Annotated in this window: 21 protein-coding genes and 1 pseudogene; 15 read left to right on the top strand and 7 right to left on the bottom strand. The window is 40.3% G+C overall.

What is annotated here, in order from left to right:
- The 4 genes from BM358_RS21330 to BM358_RS21315 all read left to right on the top strand — a co-directional run.
- A partial coding sequence (locus BM358_RS21330) for a condensation domain-containing protein (RefSeq protein WP_143109568.1) occupies positions 1–2,271 on the top strand: 2,271 nt, incomplete at its 5' end.
- A 441-nt stretch (positions 2,272–2,712) separates the two neighbouring features.
- A complete protein-coding gene (locus BM358_RS21325; RefSeq protein ID WP_028541741.1) occupies positions 2,713–3,036 on the top strand; it encodes a hypothetical protein in 324 nt (107 codons plus the stop codon).
- Between the two features lie 146 nt (positions 3,037–3,182).
- The gene (locus BM358_RS21320) at positions 3,183–3,437 is read left to right on the top strand and encodes a hypothetical protein (RefSeq protein ID WP_028541742.1); all 255 of its coding nucleotides are present in this window, start codon (positions 3,183–3,185) and stop codon (positions 3,435–3,437) included.
- On the top strand, positions 3,412–3,687 hold the full coding sequence (locus tag BM358_RS21315) for a hypothetical protein (protein ID WP_023990460.1): 276 nt from the start codon (positions 3,412–3,414) through the stop codon (positions 3,685–3,687). Before BM358_RS21320 ends, BM358_RS21315 begins: the two co-directional genes overlap by 26 nt.
- 92 nt (positions 3,688–3,779) lie before the next feature.
- On the opposite strand, the gene BM358_RS21310 is transcribed toward BM358_RS21315, so the two are convergent.
- From BM358_RS21310 to BM358_RS21300, 3 genes are all read right to left on the bottom strand, one after another.
- Entirely contained in the window at positions 3,780–4,883 is a 1,104-nt protein-coding gene (locus tag BM358_RS21310; protein WP_028541743.1) for a sensor histidine kinase, read from the bottom strand.
- Positions 4,876–5,556, bottom strand: a complete 681-nt coding sequence (locus BM358_RS21305; RefSeq protein WP_023990458.1) for a response regulator transcription factor — start codon at positions 5,554–5,556, stop codon at positions 4,876–4,878. Before BM358_RS21305 ends, BM358_RS21310 begins: the two co-directional genes overlap by 8 nt.
- Positions 5,557–5,719: 163 nt before the next feature.
- Positions 5,720–6,286: a class I SAM-dependent methyltransferase gene (locus BM358_RS21300; protein WP_028541744.1), complete on the bottom strand. Its 567-nt coding sequence runs from the start codon at positions 6,284–6,286 to the stop codon at positions 5,720–5,722.
- A gap of 810 nt (positions 6,287–7,096) precedes the next feature.
- Between BM358_RS21300 and BM358_RS21295 the strand changes: the two genes are divergently transcribed.
- The 6 genes and pseudogenes from BM358_RS21295 (at position 7,097) to BM358_RS21265 (ending at position 10,979) form a co-directional block, all read left to right on the top strand.
- Positions 7,097–7,687, top strand: coding sequence for a DedA family protein (locus BM358_RS21295; RefSeq protein ID WP_028541745.1), 591 nt, complete (start codon positions 7,097–7,099; stop codon positions 7,685–7,687).
- Between the two features lie 44 nt (positions 7,688–7,731).
- The gene (locus tag BM358_RS21290; protein ID WP_028541746.1) at positions 7,732–8,013 is read left to right on the top strand and encodes a hypothetical protein; all 282 of its coding nucleotides are present in this window, start codon (positions 7,732–7,734) and stop codon (positions 8,011–8,013) included.
- Complete coding sequence (locus tag BM358_RS21285) at positions 8,014–8,610, top strand: DedA family protein (protein WP_028541747.1); 597 nt, start codon at positions 8,014–8,016, stop codon at positions 8,608–8,610.
- Position 8,611: 1 nt separating this feature from the next.
- Positions 8,612–8,737: pseudogene (locus BM358_RS21280) on the top strand (helix-turn-helix domain-containing protein); the annotation flags it as partial.
- 547 nt (positions 8,738–9,284) lie between these two features.
- The gene (locus BM358_RS21270) at positions 9,285–10,070 is read left to right on the top strand and encodes an MGDG synthase family glycosyltransferase (protein WP_231517199.1); all 786 of its coding nucleotides are present in this window, start codon (positions 9,285–9,287) and stop codon (positions 10,068–10,070) included.
- Between the two features lie 210 nt (positions 10,071–10,280).
- Entirely contained in the window at positions 10,281–10,979 is a 699-nt protein-coding gene (locus BM358_RS21265) for a polysaccharide deacetylase family protein (protein WP_023990451.1), read from the top strand.
- Positions 10,980–11,172: 193 nt separating this feature from the next.
- Here BM358_RS21265 and BM358_RS21260 read toward each other — a convergent pair whose 3' ends face one another.
- The 3 genes from BM358_RS21260 to BM358_RS21250 all read right to left on the bottom strand — a co-directional run bounded on the left by BM358_RS21260 (position 11,173) and on the right by BM358_RS21250 (position 13,673).
- Positions 11,173–12,321, bottom strand: a complete 1,149-nt coding sequence (locus BM358_RS21260; RefSeq protein WP_049828434.1) for a sensor histidine kinase — start codon at positions 12,319–12,321, stop codon at positions 11,173–11,175.
- Entirely contained in the window at positions 12,314–12,994 is a 681-nt protein-coding gene (locus tag BM358_RS21255) for a response regulator transcription factor (protein ID WP_028541748.1), read from the bottom strand. The genes BM358_RS21260 and BM358_RS21255 overlap by 8 nt, the downstream gene beginning before the upstream one ends.
- Positions 12,995–13,082: 88 nt before the next feature.
- A complete protein-coding gene (locus BM358_RS21250) occupies positions 13,083–13,673 on the bottom strand; it encodes a class I SAM-dependent methyltransferase (protein ID WP_049828435.1) in 591 nt (196 codons plus the stop codon).
- Positions 13,674–14,127: 454 nt separating this feature from the next.
- Between BM358_RS21250 and BM358_RS21245 the strand changes: the two genes are divergently transcribed.
- From BM358_RS21245 to BM358_RS21235, 3 genes are all read left to right on the top strand, one after another.
- Positions 14,128–14,802, top strand: coding sequence for a phosphatase PAP2 family protein (locus BM358_RS21245; RefSeq protein WP_028541750.1), 675 nt, complete (start codon positions 14,128–14,130; stop codon positions 14,800–14,802).
- A gap of 210 nt (positions 14,803–15,012) precedes the next feature.
- Positions 15,013–15,486 carry a hypothetical protein gene (locus BM358_RS21240; RefSeq protein WP_231517200.1) on the top strand — a complete coding sequence of 158 codons (474 nt, stop codon included), beginning with the start codon at positions 15,013–15,015 and terminating at the stop codon, positions 15,484–15,486.
- Between the two features lie 14 nt (positions 15,487–15,500).
- On the top strand, positions 15,501–15,752 hold the full coding sequence (locus tag BM358_RS21235) for an RNA polymerase sigma factor (protein WP_226887837.1): 252 nt from the start codon (positions 15,501–15,503) through the stop codon (positions 15,750–15,752).
- A gap of 335 nt (positions 15,753–16,087) precedes the next feature.
- On the opposite strand, the gene mprF is transcribed toward BM358_RS21235, so the two are convergent.
- Entirely contained in the window at positions 16,088–18,733 is a 2,646-nt protein-coding gene (mprF, locus tag BM358_RS21230) for a bifunctional lysylphosphatidylglycerol flippase/synthetase MprF (protein WP_028541751.1), read from the bottom strand.
- 1,305 nt (positions 18,734–20,038) lie between these two features.
- Here mprF and BM358_RS21225 point away from each other — a divergent pair.
- Entirely contained in the window at positions 20,039–20,440 is a 402-nt protein-coding gene (locus BM358_RS21225) for a VOC family protein (protein ID WP_028541752.1), read from the top strand.
- A 208-nt stretch (positions 20,441–20,648) separates the two neighbouring features.
- The gene (locus tag BM358_RS21220; RefSeq protein ID WP_023990439.1) at positions 20,649–20,885 is read left to right on the top strand and encodes a hypothetical protein; all 237 of its coding nucleotides are present in this window, start codon (positions 20,649–20,651) and stop codon (positions 20,883–20,885) included.
- Positions 20,886–21,057: the final 172 nt, after the last annotated feature.

Genomic DNA, 21,057 nt, shown 5'->3' with positions numbered 1-21,057 from the left:
GGCTCGTTGTTCCGGATCATCAACGCATACGGCGTGACGGAAGCGGCGATCGACTCAAGCTTCTACGACGAGGAGCTGGCGAAGCTGCCGCAGACAGGCCATGTGCCGATCGGCAAAGCGTGGCTGAATGCGAAATTCTACATCGTGGATGCGCATCTGAATCCGGTGCCGGTCGGGGTGCTGGGCGAGCTGGTCATCGGCGGAGTCGGGGTAGCGCGCGGGTACTTGAACCGTCCGGAGCTGACAGAAGAGAAGTTCGTAGACAGCCCGTTCGCCGCGGGCGAGCGGCTGTACCGCACGGGAGACTTGGCGCGGTGGATGGAAGACGGCAACGTGGACTTCATCGGCCGGATCGACAACCAGGCGAAAATCCGGGGGTACCGGATTGAGACGGGCGAAGTCGAAGCGAAGCTGCTGAGTGTAGGTGGCGTGAAGGAAGCGGTCGTCGTCGTCAGGGAAGATCAAGAAGGTCAGAAAGCTTTGTGCGCTTATTATACAGCGGAAGAAGGCTTGACGGCGGCGGACCTGAAACGGGCGATCTCCAGCGAGCTGCCGGGTTACATGATCCCGTCGTACTTCGTGGAGCTGGAGCGCCTGCCTCTGACGCCGAACGGGAAAATCGACCGGAAGGCGCTGCCGGCGCCGGAAGGGGGAGCAAGCGCAGGCCGCGAATACGTGGCGCCGCGCACCGAACTGGAGGCGAAACTGGTCGCCATCTGGCAGGACGTGCTCGGGCCGGTCACGATTGGCGTGACGGACAACTTCTTCGACCTCGGCGGGCACTCCCTGCGGGCGACGACGCTGGTCAGCAAGTTGCACAAGGAGCTGAGGGTGGACCTGCCGCTGCGCGATGTGTTCCGGCACTCGACCATCGAAGCGATGGCCGAAGCGATCAGCCAATTGGAGCGGCAGGAATACCTCTCCATTCCGGTTCTGGATAAGAGGGATTACTATCCGCTTTCCTCCGTGCAAAAACGGCTGTACATCCAGCAGCAGATGGAAGGCGCCGAGCTTAGCTACAACATGTCCGGCATGACGGTTCTCGTCGGGCGCTTGGAACGGAATCAATTCGAGGCGGCGCTCAAAGGATTGATAGCTCGTCACGAAATTTTGCGAACCGGCTTCGAAATGGTCGACGGCGAACCGGTACAACGGATTTATCCGGACTTGAAGTTTGCCGTCGAGTATACGAAAGCGACGGAAAGTGAAACGAAGAGCATCGTAGACGGCTTTGTACGCGTCTTTGATTTGGAGCGGCCGCCGCTGCTGCGTGTGGGCTTAGTCGAATGGGAAGCGGAACGACATCTGCTCATGCTGGACATTCATCATATCGTCACGGATGGCATGTCGATGGGCATCTTCGTCGAAGAGCTGCTGCGCCTGTATAACGGCGAGACTCTGGAACCGCTTCGGATTCAATACAAGGAATTCGCCGCTTGGCAGCAGTCCGAACCTGTAAAAGAGCGGCTGAAACGTCAGGAAGCCTACTGGCTGGACGTGCTGGAAGGCGAACTGCCGACGCTTGAACTGCCTACGGACTTTGTCAGACCTGCCGCTCGCAGCTTTGAGGGAGATGTGCTGCCTTTCAGCATCGACAAGCAGATGACCGACAGCTTGCAGCGCATCGCCGATGAGAACGGTGCCACCCTTTATATGGTGTTATTGGCGGCCTATTCAATCCTGCTCAGCAAGTACTCGGGACAAGAAGACTTCATTGTAGGCACGCCGGTTTCGGGCCGCACACATGCCGACCTGGAGCCGCTCATCGGAATGTTTGTCAACACTTTGGCGATTCGCCATTATCCGTCCGGGGAGAAGACGTTCCTCGCTTACTTGAACGAAGTCAAAGAAACGATGCTGGGGGCCTACGACCACCAGGATTATCCGTTCGAGGAGCTTGTGAAAAAGCTGCAGGCGCCGCGAGATCAAAGCCGCAATCCTGTATTCGATGTCATGTTTGCTCTAGAAACCAAGGAAGATAACGTTCAAAGCTTCGGGGATATCAAGATCGAATCTTATCCGGAAACTCATACGGTTTCCCAATTTGATCTTACCTTGGTCATTTCGTTGCTGGATGAGGGAATGAACGGGCAGTTTGAATATGCCACCAAGTTGTTTACGCTCAATCTGATCGACAATTTCGCTCAGGACCTGCTCGTGATCATCACCCAAATTTGCGAACAGCCTTCGGTGCTGTTGAAGGATATTTCCCTGAACGGGCAATCCGAACAGGAGCAAGATGTGCTAGAGGCCATTGATATTATTTTCTAATCCCTTACCCGGCTTGGGTGTATGCCGTATTTCTCTCGGTACGCATCCTGCCGGGTGTTTTTTTCCAAATGAAAGGGAAAAATCCACCACAGGAATCTGACGTCAAGTGCCGCTGAGTAACTATTTCAATTTATTGGAAAATCGACAAAACACAACAGACTACCATCCAAATCTGCTTGGTAGTTTTTTTTGTAAAAGGGGTCGAATAAGCTGAATTGAGATTTTTAAGACTCTCTTTATATCCTGCATTTCCTGCATAAATCCCATTTAGATTTATCATAAAATGATGCTGTTTTTTCAAGGCTTATCCATCGAGATATTTTTTGTGCAGTTTTTTTGTTTTCAGATCATTATCTCACTCACGGTTAATTGAACGAACAATAGGCTCACCTCATTAGGTTTTTTAATATCGTATGATGGCACGAAGACTGTGCGGCTCTCGTGACACTAGATACCTTGGAAGCCTTAGAACAACAAATAAAAGTAATAAAGCACGATAATGGAATTTATAAACTTAGAACGATTACAGACGAAGAGGATATAATACCTGTACCTGCAATTGGTAAACTGGTTTATAACATTGAAGAGGAAGAATCAACAATTAGAAAAGAAGACGTTAACGGAACTGAACTCGATTACGAAGAATATGATGAAGGGGGTGATTACTTTGTTCCATTACCTACTAATATTAAACCAATAATAGATAGTTTGAATTCACTAGATGACAGAAGAGTTCAAACTGTTATAAATTCTTATTATTGCTAATTGTTGCGTATCACATCTTTCGTTACTTATAAATACACTTGTCTCAAATATCTCGAACGAGAACCAATTGTCAGTTTATTATGACAATTTAATTGAGAGAGTAAAAAAATTTTAAGGAAGATCAGAAGGAAGAGTTTATCGGTTTAATGGTGGATATAATTGATTCACTTAAGGACTATGTTCACAAGGGTCAACTTAATGGGAAAAAGAATTTAGCGAAACCAAACTTAGATAAATTGAGCTACTTTTTAACTATTTGCGGAAAATCAATCTATAAATCTGCTGAATTAGAGTACAAAGATGTCCAAACCGAAGTATGTTTAGTTCCAGGGTATCAAGAGATAATAAGGAAACGTGAAGCTCTTGGAGAAGACAATGGCTTCATTGAAAGAAGTGAATAATGAACTAGTAAGAGATTTGATAGAAGAATTTAATAAAATAAAAATGGATAATAACCTAACTTTAGTTCAAAAAGAGCATCTGAAGACAGCACTTCTTCTTGAACTCTCACGAACTACAGGGCGGTTAGTTCAAATATATGGACAATGGACTAAAGATGGACAGATTATTAGAGATAATTCTTTGAAAAAGAAAATTGATCATTTAAGCACGTTATATGCGACATTCAGTATATTGAGGAAATGGTTATGAAATAGGAATATCCTGAGTCGCTGTAAATGGATTTATTAAGATGTAAAATCATAATAATCCGCCACTGTATAAATATTCTTTAAGGACTGCGGTTAGCTACTTGAGTTGTTTACAAAAGGTAAATTCAATTGGAATGTAAATACGTTATGACTATGATTGAGCGTTAGGGTGCCTTGATGTAACTCAACAATATTCCTAGCGATGGAAAGACCCAGTCCTGCTCCAGTTTGGATACCTTCGCTACTTCTTGAATGATCAACCTTATAAAAACGATCAAATAGCTTCTCCTCTTGATCTTGCGTGAGGGGAGCTCCTTTATTTTCGACCTCAATCGTAATTTGCTCAGGACTCGTTTTCAATCGAATGCAAATGCCTCCCGGCTTCAAGGAATACTTTAAGGCGTTCATGAGAAGATTATCGATTGCTCTAGCAATTTTATCGCTATCAATGGAGGTAACCACTGGGGAGTCACCGATATCTTTTACGATATATACACCGTTTTCTTGAGCAATGGGTTCGAACTCGAACAGCAATTGATCCAAGAGTTGAAATAAATTGATCCTTCTCAGATTTAAGTGGGTATCGACTGAAGTGAGCCGAGTATATTCGAACAAGTCATCGAGCAACTTCTTCAAATGAATCGCTTTGTTATAGGTGTTTTGAACAAAGCGCGTATATTCATCTTTATCCTGATATGAGTCTGTTCTTAAAAGCTCGATATAGCCGATAATGCTTGTCAGAGGCGTGCGCAAGTCATGTGAAATACCTGTGATCAAATCCATCTTGGATTTCTCTATTTCACGTTCTTTTACAATCTGTTGCTCTAAACGTTCTGTCATTCGATTGATGTTGAGCGCAACCCGTCCAAGTTCATCTTGCCGAACAACAGGTACCCGATATTTTAAATTACCTTCGGAAATAATCTGAAGCCCTTGCTCCAATGTAATTAAGTCTCTAACGATTCGCCGTGTCAAAACTAAAAAAGTAAAAATAAACGTTACCATAAACAAGGGGGTAAGAAGATAAGGGAAAAAATTGCGAAACCAATGCCATTCCATAGTACTGCTAATTTTCAAGAAAAGTAAAATGAGAATATCATTTATAGCAATGGCGATAATAAAACTTAGCACCATTCTGATTAAAATATTGACTTGAATCCGTTTTTTTCGTTTTGACTTTTGTACATGTTCATTCAATTTTATAGCCAACTCCCCACACCGTTTTAATATACTGAGGATCTCTTGGGAACTGCTCTAATTTTTCTCGTAAATTACGAATATGAACCATTACGGTATTATCAGAAAATCCATATGGCGCCTTCCATACATTTTCGTAAATGTGCTCCGAACTAAAAACCTGTCCAGGATGGCTGGCAAGCAAGACCAGAATAGCAAACTCCAGAGGAGTCAACGAAATTTCGTTGCCCTTTAACTTTACGGAATGTTTACTCTTATCGATGATCAGGTCTTTAATAAGAATAAGGGAATTAAATTCTTCTTTTCCTATTAATGTTTGACGACGTAGCTGCGCTTTTACACGAGCAAGCAATTCTAATGGATTGAACGGTTTGATCATGTAGTCATCGGCCCCGGTAGTCAGTCCGTTAATTTTATCAATATCTTCTTCCTTGGCTGACAGCATGATAATCGGAGTATTCGATATTTCCCTTATTTTAAGGCATGCTCTGATTCCATCCATTCGTGGCATCATGACATCCAAGATAACCAGTTGAATCGGTGTTGTCTTTATGGCATCCAGGGCTTCTTCACCATCGGCTGCTTCAATCACATGGTATCCTTCATTACGTAGATATACATGAATGACATCCCGAATCTCGGAATCATCATCCACAACAAGAATGGTATTCATTACTGACTGCTCCTTCTTTTTTGACTGGGTAGAATAAAGGTATTTAAGGTACCTGAAATTACGCAACTAGTATAGATATCCTGATAATAAGGTAAAGTCTTCACTTTTTCTACATACGCATAAGCGAAACATTTAATGGAGTGAATGAAAGTGCCAGCATCATTTAAATTGTTTCCTTTTTGCGACAGACGTAAACGAAAGCGGGAGGGATATTGAAAGGTGCTAAATCAATTTTTTCAATGATAAATTTTTCGGAAAGCTGCTTTTTCATTTGAAGCGAATATTGAAAGGCGATAAACAAGCCTCCAGGTTTGAGTGCTTTATAGATCTGTTCAACCAAGGTATCTCTCAATTCACGCTCAAAATTAAAAAAAGGTAGTCCGCTAAAAATACAATCTAGCTGATGAATGTTCTCTTGCTTCATTGCTTCTACTAACTGAGCAGCGTTCGGATGACAGGAGAAGTCTGGGTATTCTGTCTGTAAATTATTCCTCATAGTCTCATTCATCTCAAACAATAACACTTTCGTGGGTTCACTCACCTGGGCGTTGATAAAGCGGGTGATGGCACCTGTACCCGATCCGAGTTCTGCGACTGCCTTAATTTCGTTCCAGGGGGCTTGTTTAACCATTTTGGTCGCTAGAAACCGAGAGCTTGGTATAACACTGCCTACATTTTTTGGGCTGTGAATAAAGCTTTGCAAAAATAAAAGGTATTCATTAAGTTTCAACTGATTTTCCTCCATTACTGTTTTTATTGTCAGGAACAATGCTGAATATGGCACAAAAATTAACAAATTTATTTCTTTTATCGAAACGGATGGATACCGAAACGATTAAAAATGAGAAAATTGAAGTGAAGACATAGGGAGAAAATATCGTACGATTGGGAAGAACATACCGATGCACATGGCCCAATCTCCTCTATTTCTGCACCTCTTTATTGTTTCGATACAGAAATCATAATGAAAAAAACTAAGGAATTAATGAGTATATTTCTAAAGAAAATCTAAAGATTCATCTATAGAAGGTTTAAAATCTATATCATCCAACCCAAAAAGCCTTACCAACCAAGTCGGTAAGGCTTTTTTATAAGGGCAAACTGTTCCGCCACGCAACTCAATGATATTTATGGCTATAGAAAGGCCTAGCGTGACTCTAATTTGTATCCCTTCATAATGTTGGGGAGGGGGATGTTTATGAGATCGTGTATTTTCTTCTACTTGTATGTGAAGCTATGTTTTCACTAGTACGAGCGGGAATAGGAGAGTGAACTCTCTCTTTTTCAATTTCCATCAGTGCTAAAGAAGTAGAATTACCAAAGTGTTAGGATAAAGTTGAGGTCTGATTAGCTTGGTTAAAAGCTGATCAGACCTTTCCTACATTGGGCGTAAAACAGTTTAAGATGTCAAGCCATGGCTTGGAGGGGAGAATTAAAGGCGTTTTTGTATTACTTCAGAATTTCTTTAGAAATATCCCTATAAGCTCCTAAGATTTTTATAATAATATACTTTCATCGACATTAACGAGGAGGTTAGAACATGATTAGCGATATCGTCTTACAGCTAGTCGATCATTATGGATATCTCTTTTTTTTCTTAGCCTTCTGCCTAGGCCCATTCGGCATCCCGGTTCCAAATGAAATAACCATACTAACAGGTGGAATTTTGAGTAACAACGGAGCTTTAAACCCGTGGATTGTATATATTGTTATTCTCGCTGGCTTATTTACAGCAATTACAATTGCTTATTTTGCGGGCAGAATCTTTGGAGAAAAATTTAAACTAAAGTTTCAAAACAACCGTCACTTTCAGAAAGCAGAGAAATTTTTTGAACAACACGGAGATGTCGCAATGTGTCTTGGACATTTCATACCAGTCATTCGGTACATTTTGCCTGTATTCGTTGGTCTAAACGGTACCTCATACAAGAAGTTTGCTTTGATTTCGTATTCCAGCGCGTTTGTTTGGACCGCTACGTTCTTTACCTTTGGCAAGTTCCTTGGACATTATATATTGAATTTGCTAGATTTGATCGATCCTAAATTGGCCGTGGTTGCTCTAATGATAGCCGTTGGCACCTTTATCACAACCAAGTGGTTCAAGTCGAAATTATCCAACTTTACTGCATAAGCTGGTGAACAAATGAAAAAAATAGAAGAAAGGGGGAGAGTCATTTGACTTCAAATCAGTATGCAATGTTCTTGCAACGATTTATTAAAAATCCAAAGCGAGTTGGAAGTGTTTTGCCCAGTTCACGGTTTCTGGCGAGTAAAATGGTTCAATCTGTATCATGGGATGATGTGAGCACAATTGCAGAATTCGGTTCTGGCACAGGAGCTATCACACGCTTTATCGAACTGCGAGTAAATCGATCTGCTATTGATAAAATCGATTTTGTGCCCCTCAATTTTCCTCCTGCTTTTGTTTATACATGCCGTAAGAAGGAGGGGATTTAAGTGAGTTATGACACACTAATTCATTGGATTGCGCAGTTTGGTTATGCTGCTTTATTCTTTGCATTATGGCTCGGAATTGTTGGAATGCCAATACCGGACGAGGTTGTCGTTATGACCGGCGGAGCCGTTAGCAAAGTAGGATTACTCCAGTATTTCCCAGCATTTATTATCACTTATTTAGGAGTTATCTCCGGGCTATCTCTTGGTTATATTCTAGGCAGGTTTTTCGGTTCGCCGGTGCTGGATAAACTTCGCCATAAAAAAAATTTGGGGAAGCATATACATACATCAGAACACCTTCTAAATAAATATGGAAATATTGCATTGAGTTTTAGCTACTTTTTTCCGGTGGTGAGGCATATTGTTCCCTATTTAGTCGGAATTAATAAAATGTCATTTCGCCGTTATATTCTTTATTCCTATACAGCCGGTCTTGTTTGGACGTCTGTCTTTTTTGTAGTTGGCCAATTTGCAGGTGGTCATGTGGAAACAATCGGGACAATGATTTATCACTACGGTATATATGTGGGACTTGCCTTAATCATAGGAATTGTCATATTCATGATTCTTAAAAGTCGGAAAAGGAGCAAAGCGTGATGTGTGGAATCAACCTTTAGGAGATTTAGATAATACGGTAGGAGTTCAAATTCTGAATTTACACGAGAAAATAGATGATCTCCCAAGAGAGCCGCGATATATAAAAACCGTTTGGGGAGTTGGGTAGAAAATTGAAACTGATAAACGGCAAAAGAAATGTTTGCTTTGAGATATTTTTGGCGTTAGTTTTCAGTCTCGTCATTGCATATCTCAGTTTCGCCATTGTAATAACTTGCATCAATTTGTTTGTAAATCGATTACAAGCGGGATATTTTTTTCTAAAGCTAGACCAGCCTTTATTTTCCCCTTTTTTTAAACTGACCCGACACATGTTTAAATACATTTTTGATTTGCCCGAGGGTTCGCAAGTTCACTTTTGATAGATTTAAAGGAAATACAACAAAGTTATGATTTCACTGTTGCTATATATTCTAGCAGCTCAAACGATTTTCACATAAGGCGAAATGCTGATTTAAAAATATAAATCGTCATAGTCAGATATACTCCCACCAAATCCCGAATTTCATTTCATCATCAATAATAAGAATCGTTTCTTTGGCATATGAAAGCATCCTTTCTGTGCCTTCAGTTTATGCCGATTTCTCTTGACATAAAGGAAAGTAATTCTTAACCGTTTCTGAGATTTGATTTTTTGAAAAGGAGAGCTGTGTTCCATGAAAAAAGGAACGAAAGAAAAAATGTTGATTCTTACCGGAAATTATGGAGATGGTCACATTCAAGTAGCCCAAGCGATACAAGATGCGATGCAAATTCGATTTCCTCATATGGAACCTGTCATTATTGATTTTATGGAATGGGTCCATCCTTATATGAATCATTTGAGTCGAAATGTTTATCTCCAAGCCGTAAAAACATTCCCTCAAGTTTATGGATATCTATATCAGAAAACGCGGAGACAAAACACCCTATCCTATATTATAAAGACCGTTTTTTCTACAGGAATCGGACGAATGATGAAATTGATTAATGAAATACAGCCAGCTATTGTAGTATGCACCTTCCCCTTGGCGGCAGGCGTGATGTCGAAGTTGAAATCATATGGTTCAATCGATATTCATACTGTTACTATCATTACCGATCACACGGATCATAGTTCATGGATTTATCCATATACAGATCAATATATTGTGGGTTCCAGAAGTGTACGTGATTCTTTAATTCAATTAGGGGTTGAAGAGACTCGGATTGCAGATACGGGAATTCCCATTCGCCCGCAATTTTCTCAGTCCATAGAAAGAGAGAAAACAGCTAAGAAGTATGGTTTAGATCCTCATATGCCTACTGTGCTTGTGATGGGAGGAGGTTGCGGCATGATTGGCGATGGAAGCTCTACTATTCAGAAATTTGATCTATTGTCACAGCCTGTACAATTCATCATTGTTTGTGGGCATAATGAAAAACTTCGAATGAAATTGAATGAGAGACATCTGGGGATCTAACCGAGCGCCTATCGGAATTACTAGATGATGCAAAACTTCTTCAACATATGATAGAAAATACTAAACAGTTCCATCCTAAAGAGTCCGCGTTTGCTTCATTAGAAGTTATTTTTGGAACTATTGCAATGAATAATAGATCCAGTGAAATAAAGATATGCTCCTAGAAAAAAGGCAAGCATGGATTTATTACTGTTAAAAAGGAGCAGGATCATGAAGCAGACATTCATAATTCTCATTAGTGCATTACTCGTATACACGATTATCCCGACCCTTATAATCCGACTATTTGGAATCGGAGTTTATAAAAGGGGAACGGGCGAGCAGCCCATTGCGTTAACTTTTGATGACGGTCCGGACCCAGAATTTACGCCTCTTTTGCTTGATTTATTAAAGAAATATAATATAAAGGGTACCTTTTTTGTCCTTGGTCGCAAAGCAGAGAAATATCCCGATTTAATCCAACGGATGCACAATGAAGGACATCTTGTCGGAATCCATAATTATGTACATTGGTCAAATGCTTTAATGAGTCCTAAGAGGGTTCGCGAGCAGGTAAACAAAACGGCCAATGTCATTAATCGTATTATTGGAGAGAAAGCCTTCTATTATCGGCCCCCGTGGGGAGTCATTAACCTATTTGATTTTTTTCTGATGAAGCAATTTCGCATGATTCTTTGGTCTGTTATTGTAGGTGACTGGAAGAGCTCTGGCGGCAAGCAAAAAATTAAGCAAAGGCTGCTGTCCAAGCTAAGGGGTGGAGCTGTTATCGTTCTTCATGATAGCGGGCAAACGTTTGGAGCAGACAGGGATGCACCTGCATACATGTTGGAGGCATTAAATGAATTTATCATTGAAGCATTATATACGGGATATTGTTTTCAGAGAGTAGATGAGAAAAGAGCTGCATAATGAACAGGCTAAATATATGAGCATTAATTATGGTACGGCCGTGATAAGCGCGGCTTTTTTGTTTTACATAAACACATTAACTGTCAGCACTCTCGAAGATTATACTTAAAAAACAGAGTAAGTTTAATTTGGATACTAAAAATCAAAACTTAAGCCCGGGACAAAGTATTGTTCGGGGCTTAAGTTTTTTAACTTATACATCAAGGTTGCCGGAGTGGCCTTCTTCTGATCCAATGGAACGGGTCAGAACTCCTTCGAAAGGCAAAGTAAGAGTAAATTTAAATATGTTATTTATATGAATGAGCGTTAAGGTTCCTCCATGCAACTCAATAATGTTTCTAGCAATAGAAAGGCCCAGACCTGCTCCCGTTTGAATGCCTTCACTACTTCTTGAATGGTCTACTTTATAAAAACGATTGAAGAGTTTATTTTCTTGCTCTTGTGTGAGGGGATTCCCTTTATTTTCGATCTCAATACTAATTTGCTTATTATCCAACTTCATTAAAATACGTACGGTTCCTGGCTTTACAGAGTACTTAAGGGCATTCATGAGTAGATTATCGATTGCTCTGGCAATTTTTTTACTGTCAATAACGGTTATAATAGGAGAGTTACCTAAGTCTTTAATAATATGGATACCGTTCTCTTGAGCGATCGGTTCAAATTCAAAAATTAATTGATCTAGAAGCTGGAATACATCGATTTTATTTAGGTCCAGGCGGGTATCGACCGAAGTAAGTCGGGTATATTCAAACAAATCATCGAGCAATTTTTTTAAATGAATAGCTTTGTTATAAGTGTTTTGAACAAATCGCGTATATTCATCTTTATTTTGAAATGAATTTGTTCTTAAGAGTTCTATATAGCCAATAATGCTTGTAAGTGGCGTACGCAAGTCGTGTGATATGCCTGTTATCATTTCCAACTTGGAGATTTCTAGTTCACGTTCCTTTTCGATCTGCTGTTGTAGACGTTCCGCCATCAAGTTGATATTAAACGCAACCCTCCCAAGCTCATCATTTCGCATAACAGGCACTCGATAGCTTAAATTACCCTCGGATATAATTTGAAGCCCCTGCTCCAACGAAATTAAGTCTCTTACGATTCGTCGAGTTAAAGCTAGGAAAGTAATAATAAAGATAACCATAAACAGGGGGGGGAAAATATACGGAATGAAATTGAGGAGCCACTCGGATTCCATGCCATGGCCAATATCCAGTAAAAGTAAAATGAGCATGTTATTTATGGTTGTGGCGATAATGAGACTTAGCATCATTCTGATTAAAATATTGACCTGAATCATCCTTTTTTTTCGTTTTGGTTTTTGCACATGTTCAGTCAATTTTATAACCAACTCCCCAAATCGTTTTAATATACTGAGGATCTCTGGGGAACTCCTCTAATTTCTCTCGTAAATTACGAATATGGACCATCACGGTATTATCGGAATACCCAATAGGATCTTTCCACACGCTTTCGTAAATCTTATCAAAGCTAAATACTTGCCCAGGGTGGCTTGCAAGCAACTCTAGAATTGAAAACTCAAGAGGGGTCAGCGAAATGTTATTTTCTTTCAATGTAACGGTATGTTTACTCTTATCGATCACAAGATCTTTGATGAATATAACAGAATTAAATTCTTCTTTTCCTATTAATGATTGTCGCTGCAAATGAGCTTTTACTCGAGCGAGTAATTCTAACGGATTAAAGGGTTTTATCATGTAATCGTCCGCACCGGGAGTAAGACCCGAAATTTTACCAATATCTTCTTCCTCCCCCGATAGCATGATAATGGGGGTGCTCGATATTTCCCTTATTTTAATGCAAGCATTAATGCCATCCATTTGTGGCATCTTAATATCTAAGATGACAAGTTCGAAAGAGATTGATCTTATTAAATCTAACGCTTCCAGACCATTTGCAGCTTCTATGACAAAGTATCCTTCATTGCGCAAATAAACGTGAATGACATCTCGAATCTCTGTATCGTCACCTACAACAAGTATTGTATCCATTACATGATGCTCCTTTCCTACTTTTTATGATTACGGCTACTAAAATTCTATAATTAAGGCAAACCCAATGATTGCTACGAAAAGTTTATTAATACCGATTATTGCCCCCCCTTTTGCGACAGGTATATACAAAAGCTGGAGGGAAATTGAAAGGTACGAACTCGATTTTTTCGATGATTAAATCTTCGGCAAATTTTTTTTTCATTTGAAGTGAGTACTGATAAGCGACAAAAATCCCTTCTGGTTTTAGTGCCTTAATAATCTGATTGAGTAAGGTTTCTCGCATTTCACTCGTAAAATTAAAAAATGGCAATCCGCTAATAATACAATCAAGCTGGCCGATGTCATCTTGATTCAATTTTTTGATTAATTGGCAAGCGTTTGAATGACACGCGAAATCCGAGTATTTTGTCTTCAGAGTAGCTCTCATTTTCTTATCCCTTTCGAACAATAGCACTCTTGTTGATCCGGTTAAATGTGGCTTCATGAAACGTGTAATAGCACCTGTACCTGACCCGAGTTCTGCGACTGCCTTTACCTCATTCCATGGTATAGACTCAACGATTTTAGCTGCTAGAAATCGGGAGCTAGGTATAACACTTCCTACTCGTTGTGGATTTGTGAGAAATCCTTGCAAAAAAAGTAGACATTCACTGATATTCAACTGTTTTTCCCCCATTATTTAATTTCTCCCTTTTGGGTACCCAACAAATAAAGGGATGATATACCGAACAACTGGAAGGAATAATCCAAAACATATTGCCATATCTCCTCGTTTTGTTATTTATATCAATATAAAAATAGTAACGAAAAAATCTAAGGATTTTACGAGGATATATCTAAAGAAAATCTGAAGATATGTACACTATTCAGACTCGAAGTCTGCAAGAAGTGCATGAAAATCAGAAAGCTGATCTGATTGAAGAACCCAAAAAGCCTTGCCAACAAAAAAGTTGGCGAGGCTTTTTATTACGTAAATTGTTGATAAGATTCCCTATAAATAAGATGTGAGAGGGAATACCCCTTACCAACTAATGTTAAGGAATTCTTTAGAAAAATCCTCTAAAGTTCTTCAGAGTTTATCATTATGATGGGTTCATTGCTATAGATGAACCTAATCAGGAGATGATAACGTGACTCACCCTACAAAACAAACCTTCCTTTCAACTTGGCTGTCTCTTCTATGGCTTACAGTGGTTCCGTTATTGTATATTTTTTACGGTATACTTAACCATCCTACCGAACACGTCTATAGCCTCGTAACGGATCTAGATCGCCTAACGCCATTCGTTCCGTCCTTTATTATTCCTTATGTTCTTTGGTACCCGTTCATTGCATCTGTACTGATCGGACTTGCGTTCAAGGACAGAACAGCTTATTACCGGACGCTACTTGCGCTCTGTGGAGGGCTGATCCTTTCTTATATCGTCTATGCCCTTTTCCAAACGGCTGTTCACCGTCCAGACAATCTAGCCCAGACAGGCGTCATCAACCGTTTGGTCTGGTTGGTGTACAGCCATGACCAGCCGTTTAACTGTTTCCCAAGCATTCATGTGCTAACCAGCTACCTGATGCTTCGTGGAGCAAGGGTATTCGGAAGAACGATTCGCTGGGCAGTCACCGCGATGTCTATTGTCATTATAGCGTCCACTTTGCTGGTCAAGCAGCATGTACTAGCGGATGTCGTTGGCGGTATCCTAGCCGGAGAGCTGTTGTACCGATCGGCGGGCATAGCCTTATCATACCTACGGGGACATAGAAATCGCCTGACTCTGAAAGGAGGCGAGCGTCATGTTTCTGCTGAGTAAAGAGAGACGCTCATTCATATCTCATTTTATGAGAAAACCCTGACATATGATTACATTGCTAGATCGTTTCATCCCGAAATACTTTTAGCCAAAGCAGAAAGCAATCTGCACGTGTCTATGATTCATTTGTAGTTGCTCAAAAGAGAACAATAGATAATTCATATAAGAATGTGTTTGTACAATTATTTAAAAATAGAAAGAGGGGGTTCTATGAAAAAACGTATGTTCATTTTATTGCTGTTGGCCTTATCAACCAGTTCTTTTTCAGGGTCCTTTGTTCAAGCAGAGGGGCAGCAATTGGCTTCCAATGCAAGTGTGAAACTAACATTGAGTCAAGCCCAGCAATGGGCGCGATCCAATAGCTTTAGCTTGAAGGAGGCCCAGCAAACGATAGATCGCAATCGGATTAACTTGAAAAATGCAGGTAAGAATCTGGACTTCATTCCCGCAGGTACAGGTAATGGAGAAGAGGATGCGGCCAGTAGTTCAGCATGGAAGGGGTATGCCTCATCGACGGTTTCTTATCTGGAATCCAAGAAGCAAATCGAGCTTGCCCAAGATCAGACAGACTACACTACAATGAAGAACTATTATGAGGTACTTCTGGCTGATAACAAGGTGAAGAGCAGTGAGGATGCACTTTCGCTTGCATTATTGGAGGAAAAAGCTGCTGAGGCGAATTAAGAAAACGAAAAAAGATGAGAGAATACTCTTCACATAGAGAACTATTTGATTATCACTGGGATACCCTCGATTTTGTAATTCAAGAGGAAGTCGAGCGAATTCTTTTGATGGTAAGTAATGACGAGCAAAGGACTGTACTCGAATTGCGCCTAGTCCAAGGATACTCCATAAAAGAAACAGCTAAAATTTTAAACAAGAGCGAAGCTGCCGTGAAGTCGTCGCTGTACAGAGCTTCTAAACATATTAAATTAAGATATATTTCATGAACTGATTGGGAAGAACCTAATAAGCAGTAGGACTGACAGTATTCTTTTTGCTAAAAAAGCTTTTTTTTCAAGCTCTGATCCTTAAATATCTTGTTATTGATCCAACCAATACCTCTAGTTTATCTGTTATCTAATACAATAAACCACGTTTTTTATGTCTAGAAGAGTGTAGGTAGAATAGTTGAGTCAAAACATTAAAAAGGTGGTCAAGTGACCACCTTAGGATGTGAAGGAATTCTGAATATCTAACCGTGAAAAATAATTGCTTTCTTTCCATTGCCCTCATTTTTTCAGTCCACGTAACTGTAGCCTATCCAAAGAATTTATTCTGAAGGTTAAAGAAGCTCTACTTGTTCTGGACGACGAGATACCAGTCGGACCAGATCCAGCGTAAGCATTGGAAGTGTCATACCTGCCGGATAAGCTAAATATCTTGCTTGCCATTCAGGTGAGAATTTTTCCTTGTAACGGCGCAATCCCTCAAATCCATACCAGTGCCCACCATATCGGAACACCAGCCGAGCTAATTTTTCTTCACGATGCGCATTCTGATTTTCACCCACACTGGAGAGAGGAGACATACCCAAATTGAAATAAGAATAACCTTGTTCTTTTGCCCATTCAATTATACGTACAAATAACACATCCATCGTTCCATTCGGTGTATCATTCAAATGGCGCATCAGATCAATTGAGATCACTTTATTTTGGTCATAAGCTGGAGCTAATGTTGCAAAAGCCAAAATGTGACCCTCAGCATTACGAAGCAATGTTAAGGGAGAGCGTTGAATATACGCTTCGTTGAACCAGCCTAAAGAATAAGCTTTTTCTTTACGATCGCCTAGCCACTCATCCGAAATCTGACGTAATTCAGACAGTAATTCTGAATGATAGGGTGGGGCAAGCACTTCAAATATTTGACCTTCACGATCTGATTTATTTTTAGCAGTTCGCAAGTTCTGCTTACTTTTCCCACTTAATGTGAATGTAGTTAGAGGAACCAAAGCTTCTTCGCCTAGTTTGAAGAATTTGTAACCATTCTCATGATAGATCGATAGATATTCAGGTGTTGCTTGATAAAAAACAACGGTTAATGCATACTGATCCGCATACCTCTGAAATTCTTGAATCGCAGCAGAGACAAGATTTTTATTACCAACTGGGTCGCCAAGTACAATTAATTTGTGACGCACTCGAGAATAGGGAATTAAAATTTGATCATTTTGCGCCCAATAAAAATTTTTGTCTCCTAGATAGAGAAGATGAGTCAAAAGATTACCGTCTTCTTTGGCAATAAATTGAGTTAATTTCTCTATACCCGCCTCATCTGGACGTATTCCTGTGTAGCGATGCGGGCGTAAGGTGAATATAGATGCCATTAAAATTAAAGCACCGATTAATCCAACAAGGGCCGTCACTGCATATTCATGCGGGTTCAAAAACCATTGTTGAGCACGCATTGGTAGATGTCGCAAAATAGCTGGATGAATATGTGTACCAATAACGTAATACGATAACGATGAGATAAAAGCAAGGAACGCCCAAATCCAGATACTACGTAAAGAAATACTAGCACTTTCACTGTTAAATCGAGCCCGAGATATCCATAGCACCAATGCAACAATAAGTAAAATAATAGCTTCCTCGTAATCGAACCCTTTAGCAAATGTGAAGATAGCACCTGCTAACAACAATGCTCCTGTCCATATGTAAGCGCGACGAGTACGCATTGAAATACCACGTGATACGACAATAAGCATAATACCGATAGTCACAGATAACTGTTCTGAAAAACGCATAATAGGTAAAGATAACACATGTTCCATAAAACGTAGGCGAGCAATTAGGCCTGGGGTAGCCGCAGAAAGTAGTAATATGATACCACTGGTGAATACTAACTTTCCAAGCGCCCATGCTCCTAGATCACTAAGTAGACCGAAATGAGAAGGCCAGCCCCAGAATTTGACCCATGTGTTACGTGAAGCGTCCAGACTAGTTGTAATCATTTCACGCATTTGTTTACTGTTCGGACTCATCTCAAACGTAGCTAGCACAAGACCGATCAACCAAGGAACTACAAAGTAAAAAATGCGGAACAATAACAAAATCGTTAGTGCACGTGATGGATCAACACCTAATGTCTGAAGTCCAAGCAACACGATCAGATCAAATGCTCCAATACCACCTGGCGCCATACTAATAATCCCTGCAATTGCTGCTACAATATACACACCGAATACCGGGGCAAACGGTAAATGATTCAGATCATTAAAAGTGAATAACCAAAATAATACCCCTGCACAAGCCCACTCTAGAACAGAGGAACCTAGAGAAGCGATGACTACTTTCCAAGGTAACTTGCCATCGCCCTTATGAAACCATTTGGCGAACAGGGAAGATCGTTGCATTAATAGGAAGAACGGTAAGTACAATGAAACTCCCCATACACCGATACGAAGCCAAGGAAGTTGTTCAAAAATAGGTTCTACAGGAAAAACACCGACCAGTACAAGACAGCCAAGTAAAGATAGACCGACTAATACGATAGGCGATAAAAAGAGTGCAGCAGCTCCCATTGTTTTCATAGGAACGCCACTTCTCTTATACAGTAATGTACGTAGTCCTAGACCGGTAAGACCAGCGAACCCAATCATATTGTTAAATGTATTGGCTATCCATGCATATCGATAAGTCGTTTTCCAATTGATATCAAGCTTAAATTGTTTTCGTATTAAATAATCATAAGTACTCATTACAGATACCGCTATAAAAGAAGCAATGATCAATTGAATAACGACATGAACGGGCATCATGCGTAATTCATAAATAATTTTAGCTAAGTTAATATTCTGAATTTCGTGTCTTCCATATACATAGATAATGACTAAAATAGCTACAGGAATCAGTATCCTAATAATTTTAGCACGGTACAAAGCCAAAAATAGCTGTAAAATTTTAAGCTTTCGAAGCAATTCTCTCATTGTGTCGTCGACTCCACCTTCGGACAAAATAATATCGATATTTTTAATACAAGACGGATTGTCAAACCAAGTGCGACAGGACTTCTGTGAAAGATTCGTGAGCGGTCCTCCAATCCAGACATTTTCGGGGTCGGGGGTTAATTAGATCCAGTAAATGAAGGAGATCTTCGTCCGTGACCCAAGCCATCAGTACTCTTGGGGAGGAACCCAGCAGTAAACCGTTAGCATTTTCATTCAAACTGCGTTGCTAGGACAAATAGCGTCAGCAAAATAAACTAGCAGGTTAAGTATAGCTTCCATATCCGCCTGGCAAGCAAACTACTTGGTTCAGTTAGCAGTGGCTGTGAATAAGCTGCCTGCGGGGTACTGTGTGATGATTACACCTAGCGCAATCTCTATGAACAACTCCGTACGATCGGCATTGTTGATGGGAGTATACAAGCGGGTTTATGTTCAATTATTGTGGCTACGTACGCTTCATCCTTACCGTGGGCCAGATACGAGGATACTAGATGTAGTTTCATATGGGATTGTATTCTAAAAGAACTCAGAGAGAGGGCGAAATAAGAATAGATAGCCCTAGGAATTAATAAATTTTTAGGTTATATCTAACCATTTTTTACTTCTCTCTCTTTCTTTCAATGCAGAAAGCATAATAAAAAAAACTAAGGAATTAATGAGTATATTTCTAAAGAAAATCTAAAGAATTTGTATAGCTAAGTAATAACTTGAAATGGAGATTCTTTCGCTAAGACTCTCCACCGTTAAAGTTGAACAGGGCTTCCTACGCAAGTGCTCCAGTTGCAAGCTCCATGATTAAGCTTCAGCGCCCCCCATCTCGGTTAAAAGACGGAATTCAGTGTGAAAGCTCTAACTACGCATGAAGAGTTGAATATATTCTTGACTGAATCGTATTCAATTTATTGATACTCGGATATTTTATTGTTTTATAAATATAAAAAATCTTATTGCCAATAAATATAGTTATAAGCTAAAGGGAGGAACGATGATGCCCCTAAAATCAGATTCTTTGAAAATATATGATTTTGCTTCAGTGACACCTTTGGGTATCCATTATCGGCATGCGCATTCAATATACCCAACTGACTGGAAGCTTCTTTACCTAGATACGGATCCCGAAGAACTTGAAGAGTGCAGAATTGTTGTAAGAGAGTCATTACTTTGATGCGAAATCCATTCTTGGCTAGATCGATACCTTGCGGTTTCTTTTATAAGATTCGCTTCTGCTGCCAGAAGTAGAGTATAGTAGGAGCAGTTGAAAATATATTCCAGGAGGCTACAGCCATGTCACAGGAGATCTGGATTAATCTGCCGGTCAAAGATGTTGAGAGGTCAACTGCCTTTTTCAATGAGATTGGATTACATGCGGCTAGCGTTGGTAACGAGAGAGCCAAGCTTGCCATAGGCCAAACAACGATTCTGCTGTTCCCGGATGCGGCGTTTGAGAAATTTACAGGTTCAAAAATCGCAGATACTTCCCATACCGCAGAAGTAATATTTTCCATTGGCGCTGAAAGCAGAGAAGAAGTAGATGCCTTTATTCAAAAAGTAGAGTTTGCCGGAGGAAACATCTTTGGCAAACCGAGTGAAATTGACGGCTGGATGTACGGCGCAGGATTTGCCGACCTGGACGGTCACCGCTGGAACCTGCTGTACATGGATGAGAGCAAAATGCCGAAACGCTAATATGAAAACGCCGGTCACCTCCTTAAGGTCACCGGCGTTTTTTACACCCCCTATAATCTCATATCCGTAATTCAAATCAAAATCGTTGCTTAGAAGGAAAAATTCGTGGGTTAAATTTATACAAATCACCTGGGCTATCCCTAAGCTAAGGGATATATTAGATATTTCCAATCCTTTTGAAAATCTCGATCGCTCAAGAGTAGAACTTGTGCATGGATTGACCCATTTGCTTAATAATGCGGGATTAGACCCTAATAATTTAAGTGCTTTTTCTTTAAGAACAGAAGTTATAAAAATCACGGCCAACTTTAACAGCTGGCCTGCGGAAGTAATAGATTTGTATCTAACAACTTCAAAAAACGTTCTAGAAGGTATAAAGGAGATTATTCAGTCTTTTGCTGACCCGAACACACAGCTGAAAGAATTGTTAAAGAAACGTGTGTGAAATACAATGCAAATGGAGGAAACAACTATAATGATTGTATTACAGTTTTGCCTATCATTATTATGGCAATAGCATTATACATTCATGAAGGACATCCTCAATTATCATATGCTTTAGGTACTTTTGGTCTAACGCTTGTACCCGTTGTATGCGGTAGAACATATCCGGATGA

It is taken from the genome of Paenibacillus sp. cl130 (assembly GCF_900116035.1).
In the GTDB taxonomy this organism is placed as follows: domain Bacteria; phylum Bacillota; class Bacilli; order Paenibacillales; family Paenibacillaceae; genus Paenibacillus; species Paenibacillus polymyxa_B.
This window is presented reverse-complemented; position numbering and strand designations above follow the sequence as displayed.